This is a genomic window from Deinococcus sp. AJ005, assembly GCF_009017495.1.
Classification (GTDB): Bacteria; Deinococcota; Deinococci; order Deinococcales; family Deinococcaceae; genus Deinococcus.
Genome location: NZ_CP044990.1, coordinates 1,343,877 through 1,368,000 on the forward strand (window position 1 = coordinate 1,343,877; position 24,124 = coordinate 1,368,000).

25 protein-coding genes, 1 other RNA gene and 1 pseudogene are annotated in these 24,124 nt (G+C 65.1%); 20 read left to right on the forward strand and 7 right to left on the reverse strand.

Annotated elements, in window-relative coordinates; genetic code table 11:
• Positions 1–10: 10 nt before the first annotated feature.
• Positions 11–937: a tRNA pseudouridine(55) synthase TruB gene (gene truB, locus DAAJ005_RS08335; protein WP_151846711.1), complete on the reverse strand. Its 927-nt coding sequence runs from the start codon at positions 935–937 to the stop codon at positions 11–13.
• 120 nt (positions 938–1,057) lie between these two features.
• Here truB and DAAJ005_RS08340 point away from each other — a divergent pair, with 120 nt between their 5' ends.
• The 3 genes from DAAJ005_RS08340 to rnpB all read left to right on the forward strand — a co-directional run bounded on the left by DAAJ005_RS08340 (position 1,058) and on the right by rnpB (position 2,736).
• Positions 1,058–1,441, forward strand: a complete 384-nt coding sequence (locus DAAJ005_RS08340; RefSeq protein WP_151846712.1) for a hypothetical protein — start codon at positions 1,058–1,060, stop codon at positions 1,439–1,441.
• Positions 1,438–2,199 (forward strand): pseudouridine synthase, encoded by a 762-nt coding sequence (locus DAAJ005_RS08345; RefSeq protein ID WP_151846713.1) that lies wholly within the window; start codon positions 1,438–1,440, stop codon positions 2,197–2,199. The genes DAAJ005_RS08340 and DAAJ005_RS08345 overlap by 4 nt, the downstream gene beginning before the upstream one ends.
• A 100-nt stretch (positions 2,200–2,299) precedes the next feature.
• Positions 2,300–2,736, forward strand: an RNA gene (gene rnpB / locus DAAJ005_RS08350) — RNase P RNA component class A.
• Between the two features lie 149 nt (positions 2,737–2,885).
• Here rnpB and DAAJ005_RS19290 read toward each other — a convergent pair.
• Together DAAJ005_RS19290 and DAAJ005_RS08360 are read right to left on the reverse strand one after the other, a co-directional pair.
• Positions 2,886–3,101, reverse strand: a pseudogene (locus DAAJ005_RS19290) (multidrug efflux SMR transporter); the annotation flags it as partial.
• A complete protein-coding gene (locus tag DAAJ005_RS08360) occupies positions 3,098–3,406 on the reverse strand; it encodes a multidrug efflux SMR transporter (RefSeq protein WP_151846714.1) in 309 nt (102 codons plus the stop codon). The pseudogene DAAJ005_RS19290 and the gene DAAJ005_RS08360, both read right to left, overlap by 4 nt.
• A gap of 99 nt (positions 3,407–3,505) precedes the next feature.
• Between DAAJ005_RS08360 and DAAJ005_RS08365 the strand changes: the two genes are divergently transcribed.
• Positions 3,506–4,105 (forward strand): TetR/AcrR family transcriptional regulator, encoded by a 600-nt coding sequence (locus DAAJ005_RS08365; protein ID WP_151848466.1) that lies wholly within the window; start codon positions 3,506–3,508, stop codon positions 4,103–4,105.
• Here the strand turns inward: DAAJ005_RS08365 and DAAJ005_RS08370 are convergent.
• Positions 4,097–4,480, reverse strand: coding sequence for a DUF423 domain-containing protein (locus DAAJ005_RS08370; RefSeq protein ID WP_370519810.1), 384 nt, complete (start codon positions 4,478–4,480; stop codon positions 4,097–4,099). The two genes, DAAJ005_RS08365 and DAAJ005_RS08370, sit on opposite strands and share 9 nt — an antisense overlap.
• A 456-nt stretch (positions 4,481–4,936) precedes the next feature.
• Here DAAJ005_RS08370 and mraZ point away from each other — a divergent pair, with 456 nt between their 5' ends.
• The 6 genes from mraZ to DAAJ005_RS08400 all read left to right on the forward strand — a co-directional run bounded on the left by mraZ (position 4,937) and on the right by DAAJ005_RS08400 (position 10,818).
• The gene (mraZ, locus tag DAAJ005_RS08375; protein ID WP_151846716.1) at positions 4,937–5,365 is read left to right on the forward strand and encodes a division/cell wall cluster transcriptional repressor MraZ; all 429 of its coding nucleotides are present in this window, start codon (positions 4,937–4,939) and stop codon (positions 5,363–5,365) included.
• A 3-nt stretch (positions 5,366–5,368) separates the two neighbouring features.
• Positions 5,369–6,325 (forward strand): 16S rRNA (cytosine(1402)-N(4))-methyltransferase RsmH, encoded by a 957-nt coding sequence (rsmH, locus tag DAAJ005_RS08380; protein WP_151846717.1) that lies wholly within the window; start codon positions 5,369–5,371, stop codon positions 6,323–6,325.
• Positions 6,322–6,861, forward strand: a complete 540-nt coding sequence (locus DAAJ005_RS18910; RefSeq protein WP_192930904.1) for a hypothetical protein — start codon at positions 6,322–6,324, stop codon at positions 6,859–6,861. The genes rsmH and DAAJ005_RS18910 overlap by 4 nt, the downstream gene beginning before the upstream one ends.
• Positions 6,852–8,204 carry a penicillin-binding protein 2 gene (locus DAAJ005_RS08390; RefSeq protein ID WP_151846718.1) on the forward strand — a complete coding sequence of 451 codons (1,353 nt, stop codon included), beginning with the start codon at positions 6,852–6,854 and terminating at the stop codon, positions 8,202–8,204. The genes DAAJ005_RS18910 and DAAJ005_RS08390 overlap by 10 nt, the downstream gene beginning before the upstream one ends.
• Before the next feature lie 535 nt (positions 8,205–8,739).
• Positions 8,740–9,381, forward strand: coding sequence for a hypothetical protein (locus tag DAAJ005_RS08395; protein ID WP_151846719.1), 642 nt, complete (start codon positions 8,740–8,742; stop codon positions 9,379–9,381).
• 231 nt (positions 9,382–9,612) lie between these two features.
• A complete protein-coding gene (locus DAAJ005_RS08400; protein WP_151846720.1) occupies positions 9,613–10,818 on the forward strand; it encodes an ABC transporter permease in 1,206 nt (401 codons plus the stop codon).
• A gap of 235 nt (positions 10,819–11,053) precedes the next feature.
• Here the strand turns inward: DAAJ005_RS08400 and DAAJ005_RS08405 are convergent, their stop codons facing one another.
• Positions 11,054–12,274 carry a type II secretion system F family protein gene (locus DAAJ005_RS08405; protein ID WP_151846721.1) on the reverse strand — a complete coding sequence of 407 codons (1,221 nt, stop codon included), beginning with the start codon at positions 12,272–12,274 and terminating at the stop codon, positions 11,054–11,056.
• A gap of 57 nt (positions 12,275–12,331) precedes the next feature.
• On the opposite strand from DAAJ005_RS08405, the gene DAAJ005_RS08410 reads away from it, so the two are divergent.
• From DAAJ005_RS08410 to aguB, 4 genes are all read left to right on the forward strand, one after another.
• Entirely contained in the window at positions 12,332–12,967 is a 636-nt protein-coding gene (locus tag DAAJ005_RS08410) for an L-threonylcarbamoyladenylate synthase (protein ID WP_151846722.1), read from the forward strand.
• Entirely contained in the window at positions 12,964–13,509 is a 546-nt protein-coding gene (locus DAAJ005_RS08415) for an SMC-Scp complex subunit ScpB (protein ID WP_226342644.1), read from the forward strand. Before DAAJ005_RS08410 ends, DAAJ005_RS08415 begins: the two co-directional genes overlap by 4 nt.
• Before the next feature lie 167 nt (positions 13,510–13,676).
• The gene (locus DAAJ005_RS08420; protein WP_151846723.1) at positions 13,677–14,435 is read left to right on the forward strand and encodes a DUF4388 domain-containing protein; all 759 of its coding nucleotides are present in this window, start codon (positions 13,677–13,679) and stop codon (positions 14,433–14,435) included.
• A gap of 58 nt (positions 14,436–14,493) precedes the next feature.
• Positions 14,494–15,399, forward strand: a complete 906-nt coding sequence (aguB, locus tag DAAJ005_RS08425; RefSeq protein ID WP_151846724.1) for an N-carbamoylputrescine amidase — start codon at positions 14,494–14,496, stop codon at positions 15,397–15,399.
• A 125-nt stretch (positions 15,400–15,524) separates the two neighbouring features.
• Here the strand turns inward: aguB and DAAJ005_RS08430 are convergent, their stop codons facing one another.
• Positions 15,525–16,562 carry a C40 family peptidase gene (locus tag DAAJ005_RS08430; RefSeq protein WP_151846725.1) on the reverse strand — a complete coding sequence of 346 codons (1,038 nt, stop codon included), beginning with the start codon at positions 16,560–16,562 and terminating at the stop codon, positions 15,525–15,527.
• 241 nt (positions 16,563–16,803) lie between these two features.
• Here DAAJ005_RS08430 and DAAJ005_RS08435 point away from each other — a divergent pair, with 241 nt between their 5' ends.
• On the forward strand, positions 16,804–18,090 hold the full coding sequence (locus DAAJ005_RS08435) for an MFS transporter (protein WP_151846726.1): 1,287 nt from the start codon (positions 16,804–16,806) through the stop codon (positions 18,088–18,090).
• 76 nt (positions 18,091–18,166) lie between these two features.
• Positions 18,167–18,328, forward strand: coding sequence for a hypothetical protein (locus DAAJ005_RS18915; RefSeq protein WP_169739084.1), 162 nt, complete (start codon positions 18,167–18,169; stop codon positions 18,326–18,328).
• Positions 18,329–18,427: 99 nt separating this feature from the next.
• Here the strand turns inward: DAAJ005_RS18915 and DAAJ005_RS08440 are convergent, their stop codons facing one another.
• Positions 18,428–20,176, reverse strand: coding sequence for an SLC13 family permease (locus DAAJ005_RS08440; protein ID WP_151846727.1), 1,749 nt, complete (start codon positions 20,174–20,176; stop codon positions 18,428–18,430).
• Positions 20,177–20,418: 242 nt separating this feature from the next.
• Here DAAJ005_RS08440 and DAAJ005_RS08445 point away from each other — a divergent pair, with 242 nt between their 5' ends.
• From DAAJ005_RS08445 to DAAJ005_RS08460, 4 genes are all read left to right on the forward strand, one after another.
• Complete coding sequence (locus tag DAAJ005_RS08445; RefSeq protein WP_151846728.1) at positions 20,419–20,997, forward strand: 3-isopropylmalate dehydratase small subunit; 579 nt, start codon at positions 20,419–20,421, stop codon at positions 20,995–20,997.
• Positions 20,990–22,042 carry a 3-isopropylmalate dehydrogenase gene (gene leuB / locus DAAJ005_RS08450; protein WP_151846729.1) on the forward strand — a complete coding sequence of 351 codons (1,053 nt, stop codon included), beginning with the start codon at positions 20,990–20,992 and terminating at the stop codon, positions 22,040–22,042. The genes DAAJ005_RS08445 and leuB overlap by 8 nt, the downstream gene beginning before the upstream one ends.
• A gap of 87 nt (positions 22,043–22,129) precedes the next feature.
• The gene (locus DAAJ005_RS08455) at positions 22,130–22,882 is read left to right on the forward strand and encodes a fumarylacetoacetate hydrolase family protein (protein WP_151846730.1); all 753 of its coding nucleotides are present in this window, start codon (positions 22,130–22,132) and stop codon (positions 22,880–22,882) included.
• Between the two features lie 57 nt (positions 22,883–22,939).
• A complete protein-coding gene (locus DAAJ005_RS08460; RefSeq protein WP_151846731.1) occupies positions 22,940–24,124 on the forward strand; it encodes a PLP-dependent aspartate aminotransferase family protein in 1,185 nt (394 codons plus the stop codon).

A 24,124-nucleotide genomic window follows, 5' to 3' on the forward strand; every position in this document is an offset into this window, starting at 1 on the left:
CGAACCCCGCTCATGCCCACACCCGCACCACCTTCAACTGCTCCCCATTCCCGTCCACCACGGCCACCAGTTCGCCGCCCAGCGTGACCACGTGCCGTCCCACTTCCGGGCGCTGGGGGCGTTTGCCCTGGCGCAGTTCGCGGGCCATCAGGTCGTCGGCTTCAATGCACGGAAAGTCCAGCGCGTTCAGATCGCTCAGGCCAGTCGCGGCCTCTAAATTCTCCATCTGCACGGCGTCGGCGAGTCTGTAGCGGCCCACGCGCGTCCGCACCAGACCCGAGAGGTGGGCGGGCAGACCCAGAGACGCGCCCACATCCCGCGCCAGCGAGCGCAGATAGGTGCCGCTGCCCACGCTGGCGCGCACCAGCAGGGTGGGAAACTCGCCCAGCGCGTCCGGCAAGGTAAAAGTCAGTCCCGTTTCGGCAGGAGTCCAGCTTTGCGGGTCAAAGGTGCGCGGCGCGTCCTGCACGCGGTCATAGACGCCCAGCAATTCCAGCGAGTGAATCATCACGTCCCGTGCAGGCAGGTCCAGTTCGCCCCCCGCCCGCGCCACCGCGTAGGCCCGCACGCCGCCCACCTGAATGGCGCTGTACTGCGGAGGAATCTGTTTCTGGGGTCCAGTGAACTGCGCCAGGATTGCACTGACTTCATCAGCGTCCAGTGGAGAAACGTCTACCGTCTCGCTGATTGGCCCCTCGGCGTCCAGCGTCGGCGTTCCCGCGCCCAGGCTGATCCAGGCCAGATAGTCCTTGCTGTCGGCCTCCATGAACTGCACCACCTTGGTGCTGCCATCCACCGCCAGCACCAGCACCCCGGTGGCCAGCGGGTCCAGCGTCCCGGTGTGGCCCACCCGCTTAGTCTTGCGGGCGCGGCGGGCACGGTTCACCACGTCGTGCGAGGTGAGGTGCAGGGGTTTATCGACGGCAATCACGGGCATGTTGGGAGTGTAAAGGGTTGAAGGTTGATGGAAGGGCAGTCCTGACCGTCTGTCCGCCTCTGGACCCTCCCGTCTGTCCGCCCACTGATTCTCCTGACCTGACCCCCTAAACTACCGGGCGTGCTGCGTGCCTCGTTCTGGTTGACTGCCCTGCTGTTTATTCCGCTGGGGCTGCTGTTGTATTTCCTGCCGCCTGCGCTGGCGGCCACGCTGGGCGTCTCGCCGCTGTGGCTGCCGCGCGTGGCGGGCGGGCTGCTGCTGGCCTGGGGAGCCTTTCAGGTGGCGGCAGGTTTTGCCCCGGACGCGGTCAGGGTGGGGGGGCTGGCCGGGGGCAATCTGCTGACGGTGGCGGCTTTGCTGCCCGCCGCCCTCCGTGGCGACGCATTGCCGCCCGCTGTGCGGACGCTGATGCTGGCGCTGTCGGGGGCGCTGCTGCTGCTGGCGGTGGTGGCCCTGCTGTCGTTGCCGTCCCGCCGCAGTTCGTCCGCTAAGGTGGAGCAATGAGCGCTGAGAGATTACAGAAGCGGCTGGCCCGTGCCGGAGTCGCCTCACGCCGCGCCGCCGAGGAAATGATCAAGGCCGGGCGCGTGCAGGTTAACGGTATGGTGGCCACGCTGGGCCAGACGGTCACCGAGGCCGACGATATTCGACTGGACGGCCAGTTGCTGGACACCGGGGCGGTGCAGAAGGTGACCTACGCGCTGTACAAACCGCGCGGCTATGTGACCACCGCCAGCGACGAGTACGGGCGCAAGAACGTGCTGGACGCCATGCCGAACATTCCCGGCCTGCATCCGATCGGACGGCTGGACCGCGATTCGGAAGGGTTACTGCTCCTGACCACCGACGGCGATCTGACCCTGAACCTGACCCATCCGCGCTATGGCCACGAGAAGGCGTACCGCGCGTGGACGCATGGCGAGGAGCCGCCCACCCAGGACGAGCTGGACCAACTGGTGGCGGGCGTGATGCTGGAAGACGGTTTGGCCACCGCCATTACCGCCACCCCGGCCAGCGACGGCGCGTTTATCACGCTGGGCGAGGGCCGCAAGCGTCAGGTGCGCCGGATGCTGGAAGCCATCGGGCATCCGGTGGGCCGCCTGATGCGCTACCGCGTGGGCGGCTACTGGCTGGGCGACATGGACGTGGGCGAATACGGCGAACTCAGCGAGCGCGATTTGCAGGGGCTGCTGGACCCGCAGACCATCCCGGCGGCAGTCTGGGACGGCAAATGGGAATTGATGGGACGGCGCTGGGGATAGGGGAAGGGTCAAACGGTCTGGCCGCAGGATAAGCTTCCGATACTGACTTGACGTGATCGTGACCTCTCTCCATCATCCCGCGTCTGCTATCCTTCCCCGCGCGGGGGAACGTTCGGCCACGCTACCCCAGTTCATTCGTGGGCTGGGGGGTGAGGAAAGTCCGGGCACCGCAGGGCAGGATGCCAGTTAACGGCTGGTCGGCGAGTCAAGTGCCCACATGCGCGCCTGCGGGTGGGTGGCGGCGAAGCCGAAGGACAGTGCCACAGAAACTTAGACCGCCAGTTCCATATAGGCCGGGCGTGGGCCGGGGCTGGTCAGGGTGAAACGGTGCGGTAAGAGCGCACCAGGCCGCAGGGAGACTTGCGGCGTCTGGTAAACCCCATCCGGTGCAAGACCCGATAGTGCGCGAGGAACGGCCCGTTCCTTTGACCGCCAGGATGGTCGCAACGAGGCGCGGCGGCGACGCCCGCCCCAGAGAGATGGCCGAACAGTCACGTCAGTGATGGACAGAACCCGGCTTACAGTTCCCCCGCACCACCCGCCGCCTCTTCCTTTCCGGGAGGGGCGCCTTCTTTTGCTGGTTTCTGTCCAGGCTGGGCCAGTTTCAGGCCGATCAGCACGGCGATCAGCAGCGTCAGCAGCACCATACGGATGGGGGAGAGGTCTTCCCCGAACATGCTGGCCCCGACGATCACTGTGCCCACCGCGCCGATGCCCGTCCACACGGCGTAGGCGACGCTCAACGGAATGGTTTTGATGGCCCGCGACAGCGCTTCAAAGCTGAGGACGGCGCAGATCAGGAAAGCGACGATGTATCTGGAATCCTGCTGCTCCAGCTTCAGCGCCGTGGTGAAGCCCACCTCAAACACGCCCGCCAGCGCCAGCCACAGCCAGCCGTTCACGAGGTCACCTTAAGTCCGATAATCAGCAGCACGGCGACGCCCAGCAGGCCCAGGCTCAGGGCGTTGGTGCGGTCCTTGAAGATCAGCGTGCCGACCAGGGTGGTGCCCACCGCGCCAATTCCGGTCCAGACTGCGTAGGCTGTGCCCAGCGGAATGGTCTTGATCGCCTCGGCCAGAAAGCTGAAGCTGACGACGGCGCACAGCAGGAACAGCCAGACATACTTCTTATTCTTCTGTTCCATCTTCAGGGCGGTGGTGAAGCCGACTTCAAATAGTCCGGCCAGCAGCAGGGCGATCCATCCCACGGGGGTCTCCTTTCGGATTTAGCACACTTTTGCTAAATCCATTCAGCAGGGATACCACAGGTTCACGGTTATCGCAAGAGTGTGCTAAAACGTGTGGATATGCCCCGCATCGTCGATCACGATCAGCGCCGCACCGAGTTGACAGAGGCGGTCTGGAGTCTGATCCGCGAGCAGGGGCTGTCCGGGGTGACCATCCGCAACCTGTCGAAGCGCAGTGGGTGGTCCAGCGGGGCCATTCGCCACTACCTCCCCAACCGCGAGGCCATCCTCAATTTTGCGGCGCAGCAGATCGGTGAGCGGGCCTGGCAGAGGCTTCAGGCCATTCCCGCCAGTGACGATCTGTTTCAGGATTTTCTGAACCGTCTGGAGGTCACGCTGCCGCTGGATGAAGAAGGACGCGTGTGGCTGGAGGTCTGGTTGGCTTTTGTGGGTGCGGCGGTCAGCGATCAGGATTTTGCGGATGCCCAAGGCGTGCTGTACCGCGATCTGAACGCCATTTTCGTGGAGGCGTTCACTGAGTTTGCTCGGCGCGGCTGGCTGCCTGCGTCTACCCCCCAGGCGTCGGCCACCGAGATTCACGCCCTGCTGGACGGCCTGAGTGTGCATCTACTTTTGCATCAGATCACGCCTGGGCAGGCCAGAGAAACCCTAAAAATCGCACTGGCCCGGATGCTGGTCAGGCCAGAAACTTCAGCCTGATCGCCGGAAGTCCACCGCTGCCAGCACGAATCCGGCGATCAACAACACACCGCCAATCGGGGTAATCGCGCCCAGCCATTTCACGCCCGTCAGCGCCAGGATGTACAGCGTGCCGCTGAAGATCACGGCCCCGCCCAGCAGCAGCATGGGTGCGCGCCGCTGCTCCGGCTGCGTGCCCAGCGCCAGCAGGGCCAGCGCGGCGTACATCTGATAGCGCACGCCGGTCTCGAAATCGACCAGCAGTCCCGGCTCCAGCGTGCCCTTCAGCCCGTGCGTGGCAAAAGCCCCCAGCGCCACGCCCAGCGCGGCCAGAATGGCCCCGGTCTGAAACGCGGGCAGCGAGGCGGCGGGGCTGGCGGAACGGGTCATTCGCATGTCTTCAGCTTAGGCGGGCGGTGGTGGGGATTTGTCCTGACAGGTGGGGGAGAGGCGGAACCGCGCGATGCCCCCACAGGTGTTCGCGGAAGTGCTCATTTGCCGTCAATAGCGGCTTTCCCTAGCCCGCGCAGCACCCGAAGCCCCACTCTTGGCTCCAGTGTATGGGGAAGACAGGTGGGAAAAAATGGAGGATCAGGGGGAATCTGGAGAAAATTGTGGGAGCAGGTGGTAATTCGTGGGTGGGCTTGTTACACTCCTTAAGACAACCTGAAGTCCTCCACATTGCGCCTTTCAGGTTGAGAGGCTGGCCTCGCCCCTGTGCCTGCCATGTGGGAGCGGGTGGGAAAAGCCGAACTGGGCTTCAAAAATGTAGTGCTTCAAAAAAACAGTACTTCAGAGAATTGTGCTTCAGAGAACAGCGCTTGACAAGAGGAAAAAGGAGAGGAAAAGGATTTGCCGTTCGGAGAATATCCCTACACCATCGACGACAAGGGGCGCGTGGTCATGCCACCAGCCTTCCGGGAGTTCGTCGAGGACGGCATGATCCTGACGCGTGGGATGGAAGGCTGCCTGTACGTCTTTCCGCTGGCCAGTTGGCGGCGGGTTGAAGAACAGCTTGAGGGTCTGCCCCTGACCGACGCTCAGTCCCGCTCCTTCGTCCGTTTCTTTTACTCCGGGGCCAGCAAGGCGCGGCTGGACAACCAAAGCCGCGTGTCCGTGCCCCAGCCCCTCCGCACCTTCGCGGCCCTTGACGGCGACGTCGTCGTGGCGGGCGCACCGGGCCGTCTGGAACTGTGGACCCCGGCCCGCTGGGACGCTGCCATCAGCGCCGTTCAGGACAATCCCCCCCAACCCGATCTGCTCATCAACTTCGTGGCGTGACCCATGAACAACAATGTTTCCGACCCTTTCCGCGATCCCCTTGACGAAACTGCCTCTGCCACCCTCTCTCCCGCCCTGTCCCACACTCCTGTTCTGGCTGCCGAAGTGCTGGCGGCGCTGAACCCCGCCCCCGGCAAGACCATCGTGGACGGCACGCTGGGCGGCGCGGGCCACACCCGCCTGCTGCTCTCGGCGGGCGCAACCGTCTACGGCATCGATCAGGACCCCTTTGCCCTGGCCCGCGCCCGCGAGGCCGGTCTGGACGGCCTGAACGTGCTGGAAGGCAATTACCGCGATATGCAAAAGCTCCTTGCAGATGTCGGCGTGTCCGAGATCGACGGCGTGCTGCTCGACATCGGCGTCAGCTCGTTTCAGCTCGATGATACGGACCGGGGCTTCTCGTACCATTCCGAAGCCCCGCTGGACATGCGCATGAGCCAGTCTGGCGAGAGCGCTGCCGAGGTGGTCAACACCTACCCCGAAGAGGAAATTGCCTCGATCATCTACGAGTTCGGCGAGGACCGCCTGTCGCGCCGGATCGCGCGCGGCATCGTGTACGCCCGCGAGAAAGCCCCGATTGAGACCACTGTGCAACTGGCCGAGATCGTCAAGCGGGCCTACCCAGGCTTCAGCAAGGGCATCCACCCGGCGCGGCGCACCTTCCAGGCGCTGCGGATTCACGTCAACGACGAGCTAGGGGCCTTGCGCGACGGGCTGGAAGCTGCCGAGGCACTGCTCAAACCCGGCGGACGGCTGGCCGTGATCAGCTTCCACTCGCTGGAAGACCGCATCGTCAAGCGCTTCTTGCTGGGTAGCGCCAGCCTGCGCGCGCTGACCAAGCGCCCGGAAATCGCCTCCGAGACCGAGCAGGCAGGCAATCCGCGCGCCCGCAGCGCCAAGCTCCGCAGCGCCGAGAAGCTTGAGCCAGTAGAAGTGGTGGACCCGGAGGGGGCGGCATGACCTCATTGCCCCCGCTGCGCCCGCGCCTGGACCATCTGGACCTTACGGAAGCCACCTGGCGGGGCCGGGCCATCCGCTACGTGGCGATCTATCTGGCGCTGGCGCTGCTGCTGGTGGGCGCGCGGTATCTGACCCAGGACATCCGCCCGGCGTTGCGCGACGTTCAGGATCAGGAAGCGAAGTTGCTGACCCAGCGCAACGATCTGGCCGTGACAGTGCAGACGCTGGAAAACCCGCAACGCATCCGCGACTGGGCCTTCGCCAACGGCATGATCCGTTTCGCCGAGGCGCCCAAGGAGTCGCAGGTCATCCTGCCGCTGCCACCTCCGGGTCAGGAAGCTGTTCCAGCCAGCTCAGAGATTGCCCCCCCCACCTCGCCTGACAGCCCGGCTCCGCCCTCCATATCAGCCCAGCCCGCCACTTCGACCTCGTCAAGCAGTTCAGCCTCGTCCGCCAGCCCAGCCCAGAGCAGCCCAGCCCAGAGCAGAAACGATGTGCCCGACAACACCGTGGAGGTGAGAACGCAGTGGAAGTAAAGATTCGCAACCGGTCCCGATTGATGCAGTTTCTGGCGACGCTGATGTTCCTGAGCCTGGTGTGGGCCTACGCGCAACTGGAGTGGAACGCGCCACAGGGGGTCAGGCGCACGCTGGTGCAGGCTCGCGGCACCATTACCTCCAGCGATGGCAAGGTGCTGGCCCAGAGTGTGGACGGCAAACGCGTCTACCCGCAGGGGCATCTGGCCGGGCAGGTGCTGGGCATGATGGGCACCACCAACGGCCTCGAAGGGCTGGAGTACGCCTATGACCGCCCGCTGGAAGCCGGACAGAACCTGAAACTGACCATCAATACCGGGGTGCAGGCCGCCGCCGAGTCCGCGCTGAGCAAGGCCATTCCCGAGCATCAGGCCGACTACGGTTCGGTGGTGGTCATGGAAACCCGCACCGGGCGCGTGCTGGCCGCCGCCAGTTACCCGCAGTTCGATCCCAACCGCTGGCGCGACTTTCCGCTGGAAGCCCGGCGCAACCGCCCTTTTCTGGACGTCTACGAGCCGGGTTCGGTGATCAAGGGGTTGGTGGTGGCCGCCGCGATCAACGAGGGCCTGACCACCCCGAAGACCACCTACGACACGCCCATGAACCGCCACGTCGGCGGGCGCTGGGGCAGCGTCATCCACGACGCGGTAGACCATCCCGCCACCCTGACCACCAAGCAGGTGCTGCGCTACAGCAGCAATGTGGGCATGAGCCACATCGTCGAGAACTTTGGGTCCGAAAAACTGCGCAATTACTACACGGAGTACGGCTTCGGCAGCTATCCGGACATGCCCGTGGTTCCCGCCGCCACCGGGCAGCTTCAGCCGCTGCGCAAGTGGGACGATCTGGTGCGCGTGACCAACGCTTTCGGGCAGGGGATGAGTACCACCACGCTGCAACTGGCTTCCGCCTACAACGCCCTGGCCAATGACGGCCTGTACTTGCCGCCCCAGCTCATCGAGGGCGTGGCCGCCAGCGGTGAGCGGCGCGAGATCCTGCGTCCAGAGGTAGCCCGTACCACCCGCGACATGTTGCAGGCCGTGATCGAGGAAGGCATTCCGCACGCGGCTGGGGTCAAGGGCTACGCGCTGGGCGGCAAGACCGGCACGGCCCAGGTCGTGGTGGACGGGCGTTATTCCTCTACCGTCTACAACAGCGTCTTCACAGGCTTTTTCCCGGTCGATGCCCCCAAGATGACGGTTGTGGTGATGGTCCACGGGGCGAAGATCAACTACCACGGCTCCATGCTGGCCGCCCCGATCTTCAAAGAAATCTCGACGGAAGTGCTGTCGAGCTTGGGGGCCGCACCGAAAATGGAGACGCCCAAGACCACCGAGAAGTAGATCAGAAGTAGATCAGAAAGAGTGCCGTTGACCAGAGGGGTGGATGTGAGTTCGGGCATCCATCCCTCTGCTTTGTGGTGAGCTTTTACTGAGGGTCTGTGTCCTGATGGGGATAGGTGAGGTTAGAGGAAGGCCCCAGGTCCTGATATGGTCTTGAAGTGTGATCTTCCGCACTAAAGGGACTGAAAAAATGGAAATTCACTGCGAATCTGATTAAAAATTTATGTAACGGCTCGTTTGAAAATGAGAGAAGGGCAGTCCTGTTGAACCTCGTCTCATCTTCGGAATTCCATATCAGCCGTCATTTTCTCTTTTTTTTGAACCTGGAAAAATATTTGCGCGGCAATTTGTGAGACTGGAGACAGGTCAGGCTCATAAGCTAATGATGTTGTCCCTCTAGGCTCACTTCTGAGGTCGGGGGTGTCTTGACTGCTGCCCTCAGACTTGATGACGACCCAATTCATACCGTGCGGCCTGTCTTTTGACGGCGCACCGGAGGCGGGCTGCCCCACCGCCCATGCCCCAAGGAGAACACATGGTTTCAAAACTTAATCGCTGGACCTTTGCCGCTCTGTTCGGCTTTGCGGGTCTTGCCTGCGCCACCCCAGCCCTGCCCGCCAGCTCTGTCGCCAGCGACGCCGTTCGTCAGGCGATGGTGGTGACCCCGCCCCCCGCACCCGCGGTGGTTCGTGCCCCGGTTCAGGTGGCGCGTCCGCAGCCCGCGCAGGCTTCCGCACAGAGTACTGTGGCCGCTAATGCCGCTGCCCAGGCCCGCGCCGCCGCCATTGCCCAGACGCAGCGGCAGCAGGCCCAGCAGGCCGCCGCACCTGTGGCTGCCATCACCGCGCGCGGCAGAACGGCCATCGTGCGCGCCACTGCCTATAACAGCCTGGCGGGGCAGACCGACAGCACGCCGTTCATCACGGCGACCGGCACCCGCACCCGCCCCGGCGTGGTGGCCCTGAGCCGCGACATGCTGCGCTCCTTTCCTTACGGCACCCGGATCACCATCGAAGACCTGAGTGGGCGCTACAACAACCTGCTGCGGGGCCGGACCTTTATCGTCGAGGACACGATGGCCGCCCGCAAGACCGGCAGCCTGGACATCTGGATGAGTACCCACAGCCAGGCCATCAACTTCGGCGCACGCCAGGTGCGGATTACGGCCCTTCGCTAAACTGCTTCTCCGCAATTGAGAGCCGTCCAGATGGGCGGCTCTTTTGTTGGTCTGTTCAGCCCGGTGGTCCCGCTGCACAGGTGGAATTGGGGACCATATGAAGCTGGAGGGGGACTTATTTTTGCCGTCCCCACAGGCCACACCAGATCTTTCCCGTTCTGGCCAGTAATGGGATCGACAAAACCCGCCGTCCCTAGCGTTCAGCGTCCCGTCTGCTATCCTCCGCTTCGCATGGCTTCCGTCCGCCCCACACTGCCGCAGACCTCCGCACCGCGCCCCTCGGGTCTGGCGTGGTCCATCGCGCGGGCGCACCTGTCGCGGCGGCGGACCCAGAACATTCTGACCATCGGCGGTATCGCGGTGGGCGTGATGGCCCTGATCGCCGCCCTGAGCCTGACCAACGGCTTTACCCGTGCGCTGGTGGACGCCACGCTGCGCGCCAGCCCTCACCTGAGCCTGTCGTCATTCAGCCCTGAAGGCCGTGACCCCGAGATGGAACGGGTGCTGAAGGTAGACCCGCGCGTGGCATCGTTTACCCCCTTTCTGGCCGACAAGGGGCTGATCACCCGTCCGGCGGGCCTGGGCAACCGCGCGGGCGTGGACTTTGCCACCCTGTTCGGGGTGACACCGCAGGCCGCGAAGGTGCTGCAACTGCCGCCGGGACAGAGCGAGTTGCTGGAAACGCTGGGGCCGGGCGAGATCCTGCTCGGCTCGGCGCTGGCCCGCAGCATCGGCGGCTTTACTGGCGACGAGGTGCGGCTGCTGAACAGCAGCTATCGCCGGGGCAGTTTCAAGGTCAAGGGGATTTTCACCACCGGCAACTACCTGATCGACAGTGCCTACGCCTTTACCAGCCTGGGAACCTTGCAAAAATTGCAGGGCACGGGCAACATCACCGGCTATCAGGTGCGCCTGACCGATCCCAATCTGGCCCCTGTTGTCGGCACGGACCTGACCCGCAGCCGCGCCTACAGCCCGCTGCCATGGCAGAGCATCTACGGCACGCTGCTGGATCAACTGGCGTTGCAAAAGAAGGTGATTGGCTTTGTGGTCTTTCTGATCGTGATCGTCGCGGCCTTCGGGATCGCCAACGTGCTGACCCTGGCCGTGTTCGAGAAGACGCAGGAAATCGCCATCCTGCGCGCCATCGGGGCCACGCGTGGGCTGATCACGCGCATCTTCTTGCTCGAGGGGCTGGTGCTGGGGCTGGGCGGTCTGCTGGTGGGCAACCTGCTGGGCCTGGGCATCAGCGCGTATTTTACCGTCAGGCCCTTTCAGATCCCCGGCGACCTGTACTTCATCACCTCGCTGCCCGTGGAGGTGCGCTGGACCGATCTGCTGGGCGTGAACGCGGTGGGTCTGATCACCACGATGCTGGCCGCCCTGATCCCCGCCCGCCGGGCCGCCAGCATCGAACCAGCGCGAATTATTCGCTGAGAGGGTGTCAATTTCTAACTGATATGTCAGCGGTTTTCGTGCCCAGCACAGGCTTTTTTGGCTGCATAAGGCAGGATGTCAGCACAGGGCGGAAAGCCTGGAATGTCATCTTTCGACTGTGACGAGGCTGTAGTGGCGCGCTACATGTGCCATTTTTTCGATCTGGACATGAAAAACCCGCCTTTGTGGCGGGCCTGCGAACGGGCAATAGCCTTCTCAAGTTAGTTCAACAAAATCACTGGCTGAGCGTACCGATGATGCTGAACATCGGCAAAAACATCCCCGCCACGATGGTCCCCACAATGCCGCCCAGGAAGACGATCATGATCGGTTCGATGGCCGCCGTCATGCTCTCGACGGCCTCATCCACTTCGCGGTCATAGAAGTCGCCCACCTTGCTCAGCATCGAGTCCAGCGCGCCGGTTTCCTCGCCGATAGAGATCATGCTGACCACCATCGGCGGAAAAACCTTGCTGGTGGCCAGGCTGGAACTCATCTGCTCGCCCACCATCACCACATTCTTGGCGTTCTCGATGGTTTCCTCGACGATGGCGTTGTCCGCCGTGCCCTTGGTGATTTCCAGCGCCTCGATGATGTTCACGCCGCTGCTGATCAGCAGGCCGAAGGTGCGGGCAAAGGATGCGATGGCGCTCTTCTGGGTCAGGTTGCCGAACACGGGCAGCTTGAGCTTGATGTCGTCAATGATCACCCGGCCCTTGGGCATCTTGTACACCCAGCGGTAGGCGAAGGTGATGATCACCGCGAAGACCACGAGTAGCCACGCCGAATGTTGCAGGAATTCCGAGACTGCCATCAGCATCTTGGTAATAAAGGGCAGCGGCGCGTTGAGCTGTGCCAGGATGCCCGCGAACTGCGGCACGATGGTGGTCAGCAGGAAATAGGTGATCAGGATGGCGAAGACCAGCACCACCACCGGGTAGGTCAGCGCGCTCTTGATCTTGCCGCGCAGGATCAATTCCTTTTCCTGGAAGGCAGCGATGCGCTCCAGCACCGAGTCCAGGGTGCCGCTGGTTTCCCCGGCGCGCACCAGATTGACATAGAGGCGGTTAAAGACCTTGGGATACTTGGCGATGGCCTCGCTCAGGGGCGTGCCTGCCTCTACCTCGCTGCGCAGGGATTTGACGGTCTTCTGAAAGCCCTTGTGTTCGATCTGGCCCTGCAACACCGCCAGCGACTGCACCAGCGGCACCCCGGCGTTGATCAGCGTGGCGAGCTGTTTGCTGAAGATCGACACCTGCTTGAGGCTGGGCGGGCGGTCATCCAGAAAGGGAATCTTGAGGTCCGCGTTCAGGCCGGACTTGGGGGCCTTGATCTCGACGATCATCAGGTTCTTGGCCCGCAGCGTGTCGCGGACCTGGGCCTCCGTTTCGGCCTCCATCTGGGATTTGAGGATCTTGCCAGAGCGGTCGCGTGCGCGGTATTCGAAGACGGCCATATTGGGGCCAGTATAATCTGGAGTGGTCTTGCGCTGGCCTTACAAGCGCCCCCTTCTATGCCTGAATCCCTGAATCCCCTGACTGAAAACGAAGTCGCTCTCGCCGTAGACACCGCCTGGGCTGTCCTTCAGCGCGGCGGCGTGGTGGCCTATCCCAGTGAGACGGTCTGGGGGCTGGCCGCTGTGCCGGATCACCTGGAGGCCGTGGAGCGCCTGTACGCGGTCAAGGGCCGCGCTGCCCACCGCCCGGTGCAGGTGTCGTGCCAGGACGCCCGCGCCGCGCTGGAACTGGCTCGGCCCAGTGCGGCCCTCACGGCGCTGTCTGTCCTGTGGCCTGGCCCGCTGACGCTGGTGACCCCGGCCCGGCCCGGGACCCCGCCCACGCTGGCCCCCGGCGGTCTGGTGGGCCTGCGCGTGCCGTCGCATCCGCTGGCGCTGGCCCTGCTGCGGCGCTGTGGCGGACGGCTGCTGACCACCAGTTGCAATCCCAGCGGCCTGCCCCCAGCCCTGACGGCGGCCCAGGCGCAGGACATGGCGCTGGCGGATTTCGTGTTGCCCAATGTGCAGGCTGCGGAGGGGGAGCCGGTGGGCGGGCAGGCCAGCACCGTGGTGCAGTTGCCGGAAGGGACGGTGCTGCGCTCTGGCCCGCTGGACGGCGCAGTGGCCGCGCTGCTGGCTGGACTGCGAGAGTGACCGACTCCGGCTCCCCGCCACGATTGTCCGCCTTGATCGGCGCGGCGCTGTTGGCCGCCGGACGCCCTGTGAGCGCACGTGAACTGGCTGAAACGCTGGATATTCCCGAGGGTACGGCCCAGCGTGAACTGGAAACGTTCGCAATCACCCTCGCGTCGGCCCATCTGGGTTTTGTCGCTGAGGCGGTGGCGGGAGGCTGGCGCCTGATCGTGCCTCCCGCGCTGGCTGCCCGCCTGTCGCCGTTGCTGGCCGCGCCGCCGCTGCCCGCGCTGAGCAGCGCCGCGCTGGAGGTGCTGGCGGTGATCGCCTACCGTCAGCCGGTGACCCGCGCCGAGATTGAGGCCATGCGCGGCGGCAGCGCAGGCACGGTGGTCACCTTGCAGGAGCGCGAACTGGTCAAGGTGGTGGGTCGTTCGGACGCGGTGGGCGGCCCCCTGCTGTACGGCACCACCGCGCGCTTTCTGCTGGACTTTGGGTTGGGCGGCCTGGAAGACCTTCCGGCATTGCAGGACGGCGGGTTCTCCCATCTGTTGCGCGGCTAGAGCGGGGCGGACCATACCGCGCCTGGGCTGCTGTCGGGGGTATCTGGGTGGAGTCCCCCCCGGAGGGCGTGTTGACTTCTGGCCTTTGCCGTTACACTCACTGTGCAAATAGACCCACTGTGTAAAGGGATTCACCTTGCAAACGTGACCTGCCCCCCAACACCCCCATGAACAACACCACCAGCCTCGAAACCTTTGATTTTCTGCAATTGATGTACCTGCTGAGCGAGCAGGGCCGCACGGGCGTGCTGACCGTTCACCGGGCAGACGGGCCGTTTCAGGCGTTTCTGGAAGGCCAGCGGGTGCGGCATTTTCAATTCGCTGCCCAGACTGGGGTTCCCGCCTTGCTGCGGTTGCTGCGCGATCCGCAGGGCCGTTTTCAGTTCGACGAGGGTGTGGTGCATCCCAATCCGCTGCTGAACGTCAATCTGGACGACGTGGCGCTGGAGGTACTGGACGACCTGCCGGAAAAGCCGCTGCCGTACACTGGCCCGGCCAAGATCACCTCGCCGGAGCGGGTGGCGCGCATCCGCTGGGGCCTTAAGGAGCAGGCGATCCTCAAGCAGATCGAGGTCCAGCGGCCTGTGTCCGTGCTATCCCAGGACCCCGACGCCCGCAAACTGCTGCAAAAGATGCACCAGATCAAGCTGATCGCGCCGCGCAAGTCCCGCGTGGCCCGCCTGAGCGTGGCCGTGACCCGCGAGGTCCGGGGCGTGGCTGTTATCGACGAACTGATCCTCAAGCGCTGGAAGGAGGACATGCTGCGCCCACCGCAGAACATCGCTATCCGAACCGATGATGGGCAGGTCCACACCCTGCCGGTGCGCGGCGGCCCGAACCTGTCCAACTCTTTGCTGATTCCTGCCGAACTGCTGATGAGAACCGGCCTGCGCGCTGGAGACAGCGTGCTGGTGCGCCCTGCATGAGCTGAGCTGGGTGAGTTGGCTTCCGCTCAGCGTGCCGTAAATCGGGTAGCCTCGGCGCATGACCAGAACTGCCCAACTCCCCGCCCAGACCGTGAAACTGGCCGTGATCCAGATGCATGTGACCGATAGGCTGGACGACAACGTGGCCCGTGCCGAGGCGCATGTGCGCGACGCTGCTGCTCAGGGGGCGCAGGTGATTCTGCTGCCCGAACTGTTCGAGAACCTGTATTTCTGTCAGGTGGAGCGCGAGGACTACTTTGCCCTAGCCCACCCGCAGGAGGACCATCCCTTTATCGGACGCTTCCAGAATCTGGCGCGCGAACTGGGCGTGGTGCTGCCGCTGAGCTACTTCGAGCGGGCCGGGCAGGCGCACTACAACAGTCTGGTGTGCATCGACGCAGACGGCACGGTACTGGGCAACTACCGCAAGACCCACATCCCCGACGGTCCCGGCTACGAGGAAAAGTATTACTTCAACCCCGGTGACACCGGCTTCAAGGTCTGGCCCACCCGCTATGGACGCGTTGGCGTGGGCATCTGCTGGGACCAGTGGTATCCGGAAACCGCCCGCGTGATGATGCTCCAGGGCGCGGACTTTCTGCTGTACCCCACCGCCATCGGCAGCGAACCCGCCGAGGTGGACACGCCCAACACCCACCACATGTGGCAGCGCGCGATGGTGGGCCACGCCGTCAGCAATTCGAGTTACGTGGCCGCAGCCAACCGCATTGGCACCGAGACGGTGGAAGGGCTGAGCCAGACCTACTACGGTCACTCTTTCATCAGCGACTACACGGGGCAACTGGTGGCCGAATTCGGTGACACCGACGAGGGTGCGCTGACCCATGACCTGAATCTGGCCGAGGCCCGCAAGTTCCGCGCGGGCATGGGTTTTTTCCGGGACCGCCGCCCGGAGTTGTACGGCCCTCTGCTGACGGTGGACGGCGTGACGCGCCGGGGCTGAAGAAGAAACTGCTCAGGTCTTCTGGCCCTCCCGCACTTTCGTTCGGGAGGGTCAGTCTTTCTGTTCTTGGCCCAGCCAGAAGTTCGGCGCGAGACGGTTTGCAGCCTCCAAGCCCTCAACGCTGATTACGGAGCCTGCCCCGCATACGGCCCACTCAATACGCGTCTGGCTCCCCGGTAACGCGGTGCCCAGTAACGGTCCGCCATCAGGGTGTCCAGCGAGACCTTGCCCTGGTAGCTGTTGGCGCTGACGAAGGTATCGCCGCCCAGATAGATGCCCACATGCGAGATGCGCCCGCCGCCCGCCGTGTCGAAGAACACCAGATCGCCGGGTTGAAGTTGGTCCGCCGCCACTGGCTGGCCCACCCGCGCCTGATCGGCACTGACGCGGGGCAGCCGCACGCCCAGCGGCGTGAAGACCTGCAACACGAAACCGCTGCAATCCAGTCCGCTGCGGGTGGTGCCGCCGTAGCGGTACGGCGTGCCCAGCAGCGCCATCGCCATGCCGCGCCAGTCGCCGGGCAGCGTGGAGGGCACCTCCGGCTCTGTCGGGCCGGGTGTGGGGAGAACTGGCCCCTCCGAGACGGGCAGCGGCTCGCCGTGGGAGGGCTGGCTGGGCAGGGGCTGCACAGGCAGTGGCTCGGGCGGCTGGGGAACGCTCAGAACAGGCGGAAGCGTCAGGGTAGAGGCCAGCGAGAGGACGGGCACGACAGCAAGTGGCCCCGGCGTGGGAGCCAGGGCGACGGGCTGAGCTTGCGTGTTGGATGGCAACGTGGCGTTCGTGGGCAACAGCAGCACCTGACCCACGCTGAGAATCGCGCCTTCGGGCAGGGTGTTTTCTGCCAGCAGCGCGTCCACGCTGACCCTGTAGCGTTTGGAAATGGCGTACAGCGTTTCCTTCGGCCCGACGACATGCCGCGCCGCACTCGACACCCGCAGCACCTGCCCGACTTTCAGATCAGGGCTGTGCAGGCCGTTCAGCGCCAGTAACGCGTCCACGCTCAGGCCCGCGCGCTTTGCGACAGCGTAAGCGGTGTCTTTGGCCTGAACCGTGACGGTCATGCCCTGAAAGCCGCCAGTCTGCGCGCCCGCCAGCCCGCCCAGGGACAGCAGGGCGCTCAGGAGCAGGGCTGGAATAGACGGAACAACTGAGGGCTGGGGCATCAGGAATAGGCTCGCAGGGGGCGAAAAAGTGAATTGACTCGGACACAGGAAGAAAAAGATTGTGCGTACCGTAACACATCATGAAGGATTGAAAAAGGAGAGGGAGATGAGAAACGTCATCCGAAAGATGGTTGACAGGTGGCCCGCCACGCGGTGGATGAAGATTCCCGCAGTCCTCACAGCCCCTCTCATCGGCTGTGCAGCCTGACATTCTCCCAGGCGGCGGGCGTATGGTGGGCGGGTGTTTGCGCGTGTAGGCGAGTGGCGGATCAATACTTTCAGGGCGCTGGGGCATCCCAACTACCGCCGCTACTGGCTCTCGCAGTTGCTGTCGCTGGTGGGATCGTGGATGCAGACCACCGCGCAGCAGTATCTGGTACTGGAACTGTCCGGGGGCAGCAGCGCGGCGCTGGGCTACGTGACGGTGGCGCAGTTTATGCCCAGCCTGCTGCTCTCTCTGTTCGCCGGGGCCATCGTGGACCGCGTCCCCCGGCGGCGGGTGCTGCTGACCACCCAGTTCGTGCTGCTGACCACCGCCCTGACGCTGGCGATCACCACCCACCTAGGCGTGGTGTCGCTGCCCTTGGTCATGATCCTGGCTTTCGTGTCGGGCTGTGCCAATGCCTTCGACATGCCCGCCCGCCAGAGCATGGTGGTGGACTTCGTGCCGCGCGAGGCTGTGACCAACGCGGTGGCCCTGAACAGTCTGTCCTTCAACGTCAGTCGCACGCTGGGGCAGGCGCTGTTCGGGGTGGTGGCGGTGCTGGGCGTCCAGCTTCTGGCCGGTGGGGACGCCACGAACATCGCCCGGCTGGCCTTTCCCTTCTACCTGAACGTGGCGTCGTTCGGGGCCGTGATCTATGTGCTGGCCACGCTGCCTTTCCCGGCGCGTCCCGGCGTGCAGCGCGGCAAGGTGGGCGACGACATCCGCGAGGGCCTGCGCTACGTACGCGCCACGCCCAGCGTCCGCAACGTGATGTTGCTGGTGGGACTGCTGAGCCTGACCGTCATCAACTTCAACGTGATCATCCCCTACTTTGCCCGCGTGGTCTACGGCGAGCGTGAGGCGGCCTTCGGCCTGCTATCGGCGTTCTTCGGTGTGGGCGCGATGGGCGGCGCGCTGTGGCAGGCCAGCAAGCCCAATCCGGTGCGGAACCTGCGGTACGGCGCACTGATTCTGATCGCCAGCACCGTTGCGCTGGCCCTGACCCCTGGCTCCACGCTGGCCGCGCCAGTCCTGGCCGCCTGCGGTTTCGGGATGCTCACGCTGCTGGTCAGCGCCAACAGCACCGTGCAACTGACCATCCCGGACCACCTGCGCGGACGGGTGATGAGCCTGTATTCCTTCGTGCTGGTGGGAATGGGACCGCCCGGCGCGCTGCTGTCCAGCGCATTGATCAATAAAGACGGCCCGCTCGGCTCGCGCTGGGGATTGATCGTGCTGGCGGCGCTGGGCCTGATCTCTCTGCTGGCGCTGTGGCGCAGGCTGCCGCGCAAGTTGGAAGAGCCGAAAGTGGCAGCCGACTGACCTGGCCGCCATCTCACCCCCTCTTTCTCAACCCGGTTCAAATCCTGCCCCGCGCGCAGACTGTTATGCTTCACACATGGTTTCAGACCGCACCCACGAACATTCGCAAGTGCTGATCACCTGGACGCTGATCGTGATCGGCATCGGCGCGGTGATCGGCATCGGCACCGCCGCCGCTCTGATGGCGCGCAAGGATCGGCCCCTGCTCGACGATCCCGACGCGCCGCTGTTCATCTGAGGGCACTGGCCCCTCGCCCCCAACCCCTCTTCTCAGTGAAGAGGGGTTTTCTTCTGCCCTCCCGCTCTGCTGGAACTCGATCTGCCGGAACTCGCTCTCCTAGAACGGCCACACGCGGGGAATGATCAGCAGGGAGACCGCGAACGTCACCAGCGTCAGGCCAGAGCCGACGCGCACGAAATCCATAAAGGTGTAGCGTCCGGGGCCGTAGACCAGCATGCACGACGGCTCCAGCGGCGTGATGAACGAGTTACTGGCCGCAATCGTGATCCCGATGATGAAGGGGCGCGGATCGTAACCCAGCGTCTTGGCCGTGCCAATCGCCAGCGGCAGCATCACCAGGGCCGCCGCCTGATTGCTCATCGGCTGGGTCAGGGCCACCGTGACCACGAACAGCGCGGCCAGCAGGCCATAGGGTCCCAGCGGTTCCAGCACACCCGACAGCGCCCCGGTCAGCACGCCCGCCGCCCCGGTGGCCTCGAAGGCCGTACCGAAGGCCAGCATGGAAGCGATTAGCACGATGATCGGCCATTCCACCGCGCCGTACGCCTCCTCCGGCGAGATCAGGCGGAAGATCAGGCTCAGGGCGACGGCCACCACCACCGCCACCGACAGGGGCACGACACCGAATGCACCCAGACCCACGGCCCCCACGAACAGGGCCACCGCCAGCGGCGCGCGGCGCGGGTCACGCACGCGCTCGGTCAGGTCACCCATCACCGCCAGATCATCTCCCAGCGAGTCGATGCGGGCCGCATTCCCCTGGATCAGCAGCAGGTCGCCCACGGCCAGCCGCACCCCCGCCAGCCGCTCGAAGTTCTGTGCGCGGCGGTGCAGCGCCAGCACCGAGACGCCGTAGCGTTCGCGGAAGCGGCCCTCCTTGAGCGTGCGCCCCAGCAGCGGCGAACCAGGGAGGACGACGGCCTCGATCAACCTCACGTCTCCGTCCTGGCCCGGCTCTGCGCGCAGCTTCTGCTCGGACTTGCTTACCACGCCCAGCGTACTTTTCCCGGCCAGGATGCGCTCGGTCTGGCCCTCCACCGCCAGCGTGTCGCCGGACTGGACCATAAAATCTGGCCCCGGCGCGTAGAAAGTCTGGTTGCCCCGGCGCACGGCCACCACCGTCAGTCCGTAGTCGCGCCCCAGCCCACTGTCGCGCAGCGCCCTGTCGGCCAGCGCACTGCCGGGGGCCACGGTCAGGTCGGCCAGATAGTCGCGCAACGAGTCTTCCAGCGCGGGTTCGCGGTCTGGCAGCAGGCGGGGGGCTACGAAAAACAGATACAGCAACCCCACCACGGCCACCGGCAACCCCACCCAGGCCAGCTCAAAAAAGCCTAGAGGTCTCTGCCCGGTGGTGGGCAGCGCTCCCGAGACCACCAGATTGGTGGTGGTGCCGATCAGGGTGATGGTGCCGCCCAGAATGCTGGCGAAGGCCAGCGGCATCAGTGCCCGGCCCGCGCCGATGCCCGCCCGTTTGGACAGGCCCGCCACCACAGGTAAAAAGACGGCGGTGGTGGCCGTGTTGCTGGTAAATGCGCTGATCCCGGCCACCGTCCCCAGCAATCCGCGCAGCATGGCTGGGGCGTTGCGGGCGCGGCGGGCCAGTGACGTTCCGATCCACTCGATCACCCCCGCCCGCAGCAGCACCCGCGTCAGGATGAACAGCGAGGCCAGCGTGAGTACGGTGTCGCTGCCAAAGCCCGCGAATGCCTGCTTGGGTGTGACCAGCCCGGTCAGCAGCAGCCCCGAGAGCAGGCCCAGCGCGGTCACGTCCACCGGCAGCCATTCGGTGGCGAACAGCACCAGCGCGGCCACGAACAGGATCAGAATCAGGGTTACGGGGTCCATACAGTCACCTGTGGATCATCGGAAGTAGGGGAGGAGCAGGGAAGTGGGACAAAGGGGGTCTGGAACTGTCCAGAGTGTGCGCGGGGCCAGGGTTGGTCAGATGAGACGGTCTAGATCAGGTCTGATGGTGGCCCGGCTCCACTCCTCTGGGCAACCTGCTGCCGCGCGGTGGCACGGAAACGGCGGCGCTGATACTGTGATCCGACACAGGCCGCCTATCCCCGCCACCCAAAGGAGTCCCCATGCCCACCGTCCATGTCTTTGCCCGCGATCACATCAACACCGACGAGATCATTCCTGCCCGCCATCTGACCACCGACGTGGAGGCCGAACTGGCGAAATTTGCGATGGAGGATTACGACAAGACCTTCGTGAAGCGCGTCCAGCCCGGCGATCTCATCGTGGCCGGGGCCGACTTCGGCTGTGGCAGCAGCCGCGAACACGCCGTCTGGGCCTTGCGCGGTGCGGGTGTCAGCGCAGTGATCGCGCCCAACTTCGCGCGTATCTACTACCGCAATTCCATCAACAACGGCTTTCTGGCGCTGGAATGTGACGGCATCGTGGAAGCTTTTCAGGACGGCGACAATGCCGATCTGGACTTGCAGGCGGGTACCATTACCAACACGCGCACCGGGCAAGCTTTAACCTTCGTTCCTGTGCCGCAGTTCGCGCTGGACGTGCAGAAAGCGGGCGGCTGGCTGGAATACATGAAGGAACACGACGCCGCCGATCTGGAGGCCGAGACGTTGAAGGCAAAGAGTACCGAGGCAGGCCACGGCCACCCCGGCGAGCGTTCGGAAGAGGAGAAAACCCATGCCTAAGATTGTTACGTTGCCCGGCGACGGAATCGGCCCTGAAGTCACCGCCGCCGCCGTGGAAGTGCTGCGCGAGGTGGCCCCGGACCTGACCTTTGAGGAACACGCCATTGGCGGGATGGCCTACGACGCGCATGGCGATCCTTTTCCCCAGCGCACTCGCGACGCGCTGGCCGACGCCGACGCCGTGCTGCTGGGCACCGTGGGCGGGCCGCAGAACAGCCCCTGGAACAGCCTGCCGCGCCCGATGCGCCCCGAGAGCGGGCTGCTGGCCCTCCGCAAGGCGCTGGGCTGCTACGCCAACCTGCGCCCGGTGCGCGTACAGCCGGGGCTGGAACACCTCTCGCCCCTCAAGCCCGAACTGGCGCGCGGCGTGGACATCCTGATCGTGCGTGAGCTGCTGGGCGGCGTGTACTTCGATCAGGACCGCAAGATCGACGGCGACACCGCCTACAACACCATGCGCTACACCACCCCCGAGGTGGAGCGCGTGGCGAAAATGGCCTTCTGGGCCGCCGAGCAGCGCAAGGGCCGCGTGACCAGCGTGGACAAGGCCAACGTGCTGGAGGTCAGCGAGTTGTGGCGGCGCGATGTGCAGGCGCTGCGGGACCGCGAGTACCGCAACATCCACCTGAACCACGAGTACGTGGACAGCGTCGCCATGCTGATCGTCTCCGATCCCAGCCGCTATGACGTGATCGTCACCGAAAACCTGTTCGGCGACATCCTGAGCGATCTGGCCGCCGTGATCCCCGGCAGCCTGGGCCTGATGCCCAGCGCGAGCTTAGGCGACGGTGCGGGCCTGTTCGAGCCGATTCACGGCAGCGCCCCCGACATCGCTGGAAAGGGGATTGCCAACCCCGCCGCCGCGATCATGAGCGCCGCCATGCTGCTGCGCCACGGCCTCAAGCGCAGCGACGCCGCCAACCAGATCGAGCGCGCCGTGGCTCTGGCCCTACGCGAGGAACCTACCCGCGATCTGGGCGGCAAGGCGGACACCAGAACGTTCACGAACGCCGTGCTGGAAGCGATGGGTACGCCCGTCGGCTGACCGAACCAGGCAGTCCGGGGGCGGGGTGCTGGTTGGCCCCGCCTCTTTCTCGTTTTCCCCATGCCAGCCACACGCTATCCTGCCCGCATGCGACTGGTCAGAATGCAACACGGCGGCGGGGCTTCCTGGGGAGAAGTGGAGGGCGAAACGGTGCAGTTCACCGACGGTATGGGCGGGCCGCGCACGGGCCAGAGCGCTCCGCTGGACACGGCGGCGCTACTGGCTCCCGCCGAGCCGTCCAAGATCGTCTGCGTGGGCCGCAATTACCTGGACCACATCCGTGAGCTGGGCAACGACACGGGCGACTTGCCCACTGAACCCGGCATCTTCCTGAAAGGCCCCAACACCCTGGCCGAGCCGGGTGGCACAGTGGACGCCCCCGACTGGAGCGACAACTTCCACTTCGAGGGTGAGCTGGCGCTGGTGATGGGGACGCGGGCGCAGGGGCTGACGCCGGAGAACGCGCTGGACGCCATTGCTGGGTACACCTGTGGGCTGGACCTTACCGCGCGGGACCGCCAGAAGACGGACCTGCAATGGTTCCGGGCCAAGGCGGCGGACCGCTTCTGCCCGCTGGGACCGTGGCTGGAAACCGAGCTGGACCCGGCGGACCTGCGCGTGCAGACCCGCGTGAACGGCGACACATTGCAAGACAGCCGCACCAGTCTGATGATCTTTGACGTGCCCGCGATCCTGGCCTACGTGACCCGCTTCGTGACGCTGGAGCCGGGCGACGTGGTGCTGACTGGTACGCCCTCGGGCGTCGGTCCCCTGAAGTCGGGCGACATGGTGGAAGTGGAGGTGGAGGGCATCGGGGTGCTGGTCACGCAGATCGGCTGAGGTCTGGTACCACCCGGATCTCGGCTGTTCCCCCAGCCCAGGCGCTAGCCTGTGTGCGTGACTCCTGCCGACAAGCATGACTATGACCTGACCACCCTGGCTGCCCGCGCGGGCGAGGAGGCCAGGCCCAACGCCTCCGTGCCGCTCGTCGAGCCGATCTACCAGTCCACCGTCTACGCTTTTGCCGATCTGGACGCGCTGGACGGGGCCATGAGCGGCGCGGAACCTGCCGCCTTCTATTACCGCAATGGCACCCCCAACGGCGCCACGCTGGAACGCGCCCTGGCCGTGCTGGAAGGCACTGAGGCCGCATTGGTGGCTGCCAGTGGGATGGCCGCGATCAGCGCCGCCTTTCTGGGGGTACTGAAAACAGGCGATCACGTCATCACCGACGCTCGCGTGTACGGCGTGACCTACGCCCTGCTGGCCGAGGAATTCCCGCGTCTGGGCATTGAGGTCTCCTTCGTGGATGCCTGCGATTTAAACGAGGTGGAGGCGGCCTTCCGTCCCAACACCAGACTTGTGCATGTCGAGAGCCTGACCAATCCGCTGCTGACCGTGCCGGACGTGCCCGCCCTGGCAAAGCTGGCGCACGAGCGTGACGCGCTCCTCAGCGTGGACAACACCTTCGCCAGCCCCGCCGTCTTCCGCCCAGCCCTGCACGGTGCGGACCTGGTGACCCACAGTGTCAGCAAGTACCTCAGTGGGCATAGCACCGCGTTTGGCGGTGTGCTGTGTGCCCGCGCCGATTTGGTGGCGCTGGCCCGCACCCGCCTGTTGCGGCTGGGCGGCACCATGTCCGCCTTCGATGCTTGGATGACCATGCAGGGCCTCAAGACGTTGGGCCTGCGGATGCGGGCACATTCCGGCAACGCGCAGGCGGTGGCCGACGTGCTGGTCAACCACCCGCGCGTGGGGGCGGTCTACCACCCCGGCCTGTCCGATCACCCGCAGTTTCATCTGGCGATGGACCTGTATCCCAACGGCTTTGGCGGCATGCTGGCCGCCGACATCGAGGACGCCCCCGCGTTTGTCAAGGCGCTGGCGGGCCGCATTCCCCTGGCCCCCAGTCTGGCCGACGTGATCACCACCCTGTCTTGGCCGTGGGGTACCTCGCACCGCGCGCTGCCCGAGGCCGAGCGCCGCCGCCTGGGCATCACGCCGGGGCTGCTGCGGATCAGCGTGGGCATCGAGGACATCGGGGACCTGCTTGGAGATTTCGAGAGCGCGCTGGAAGGCTGA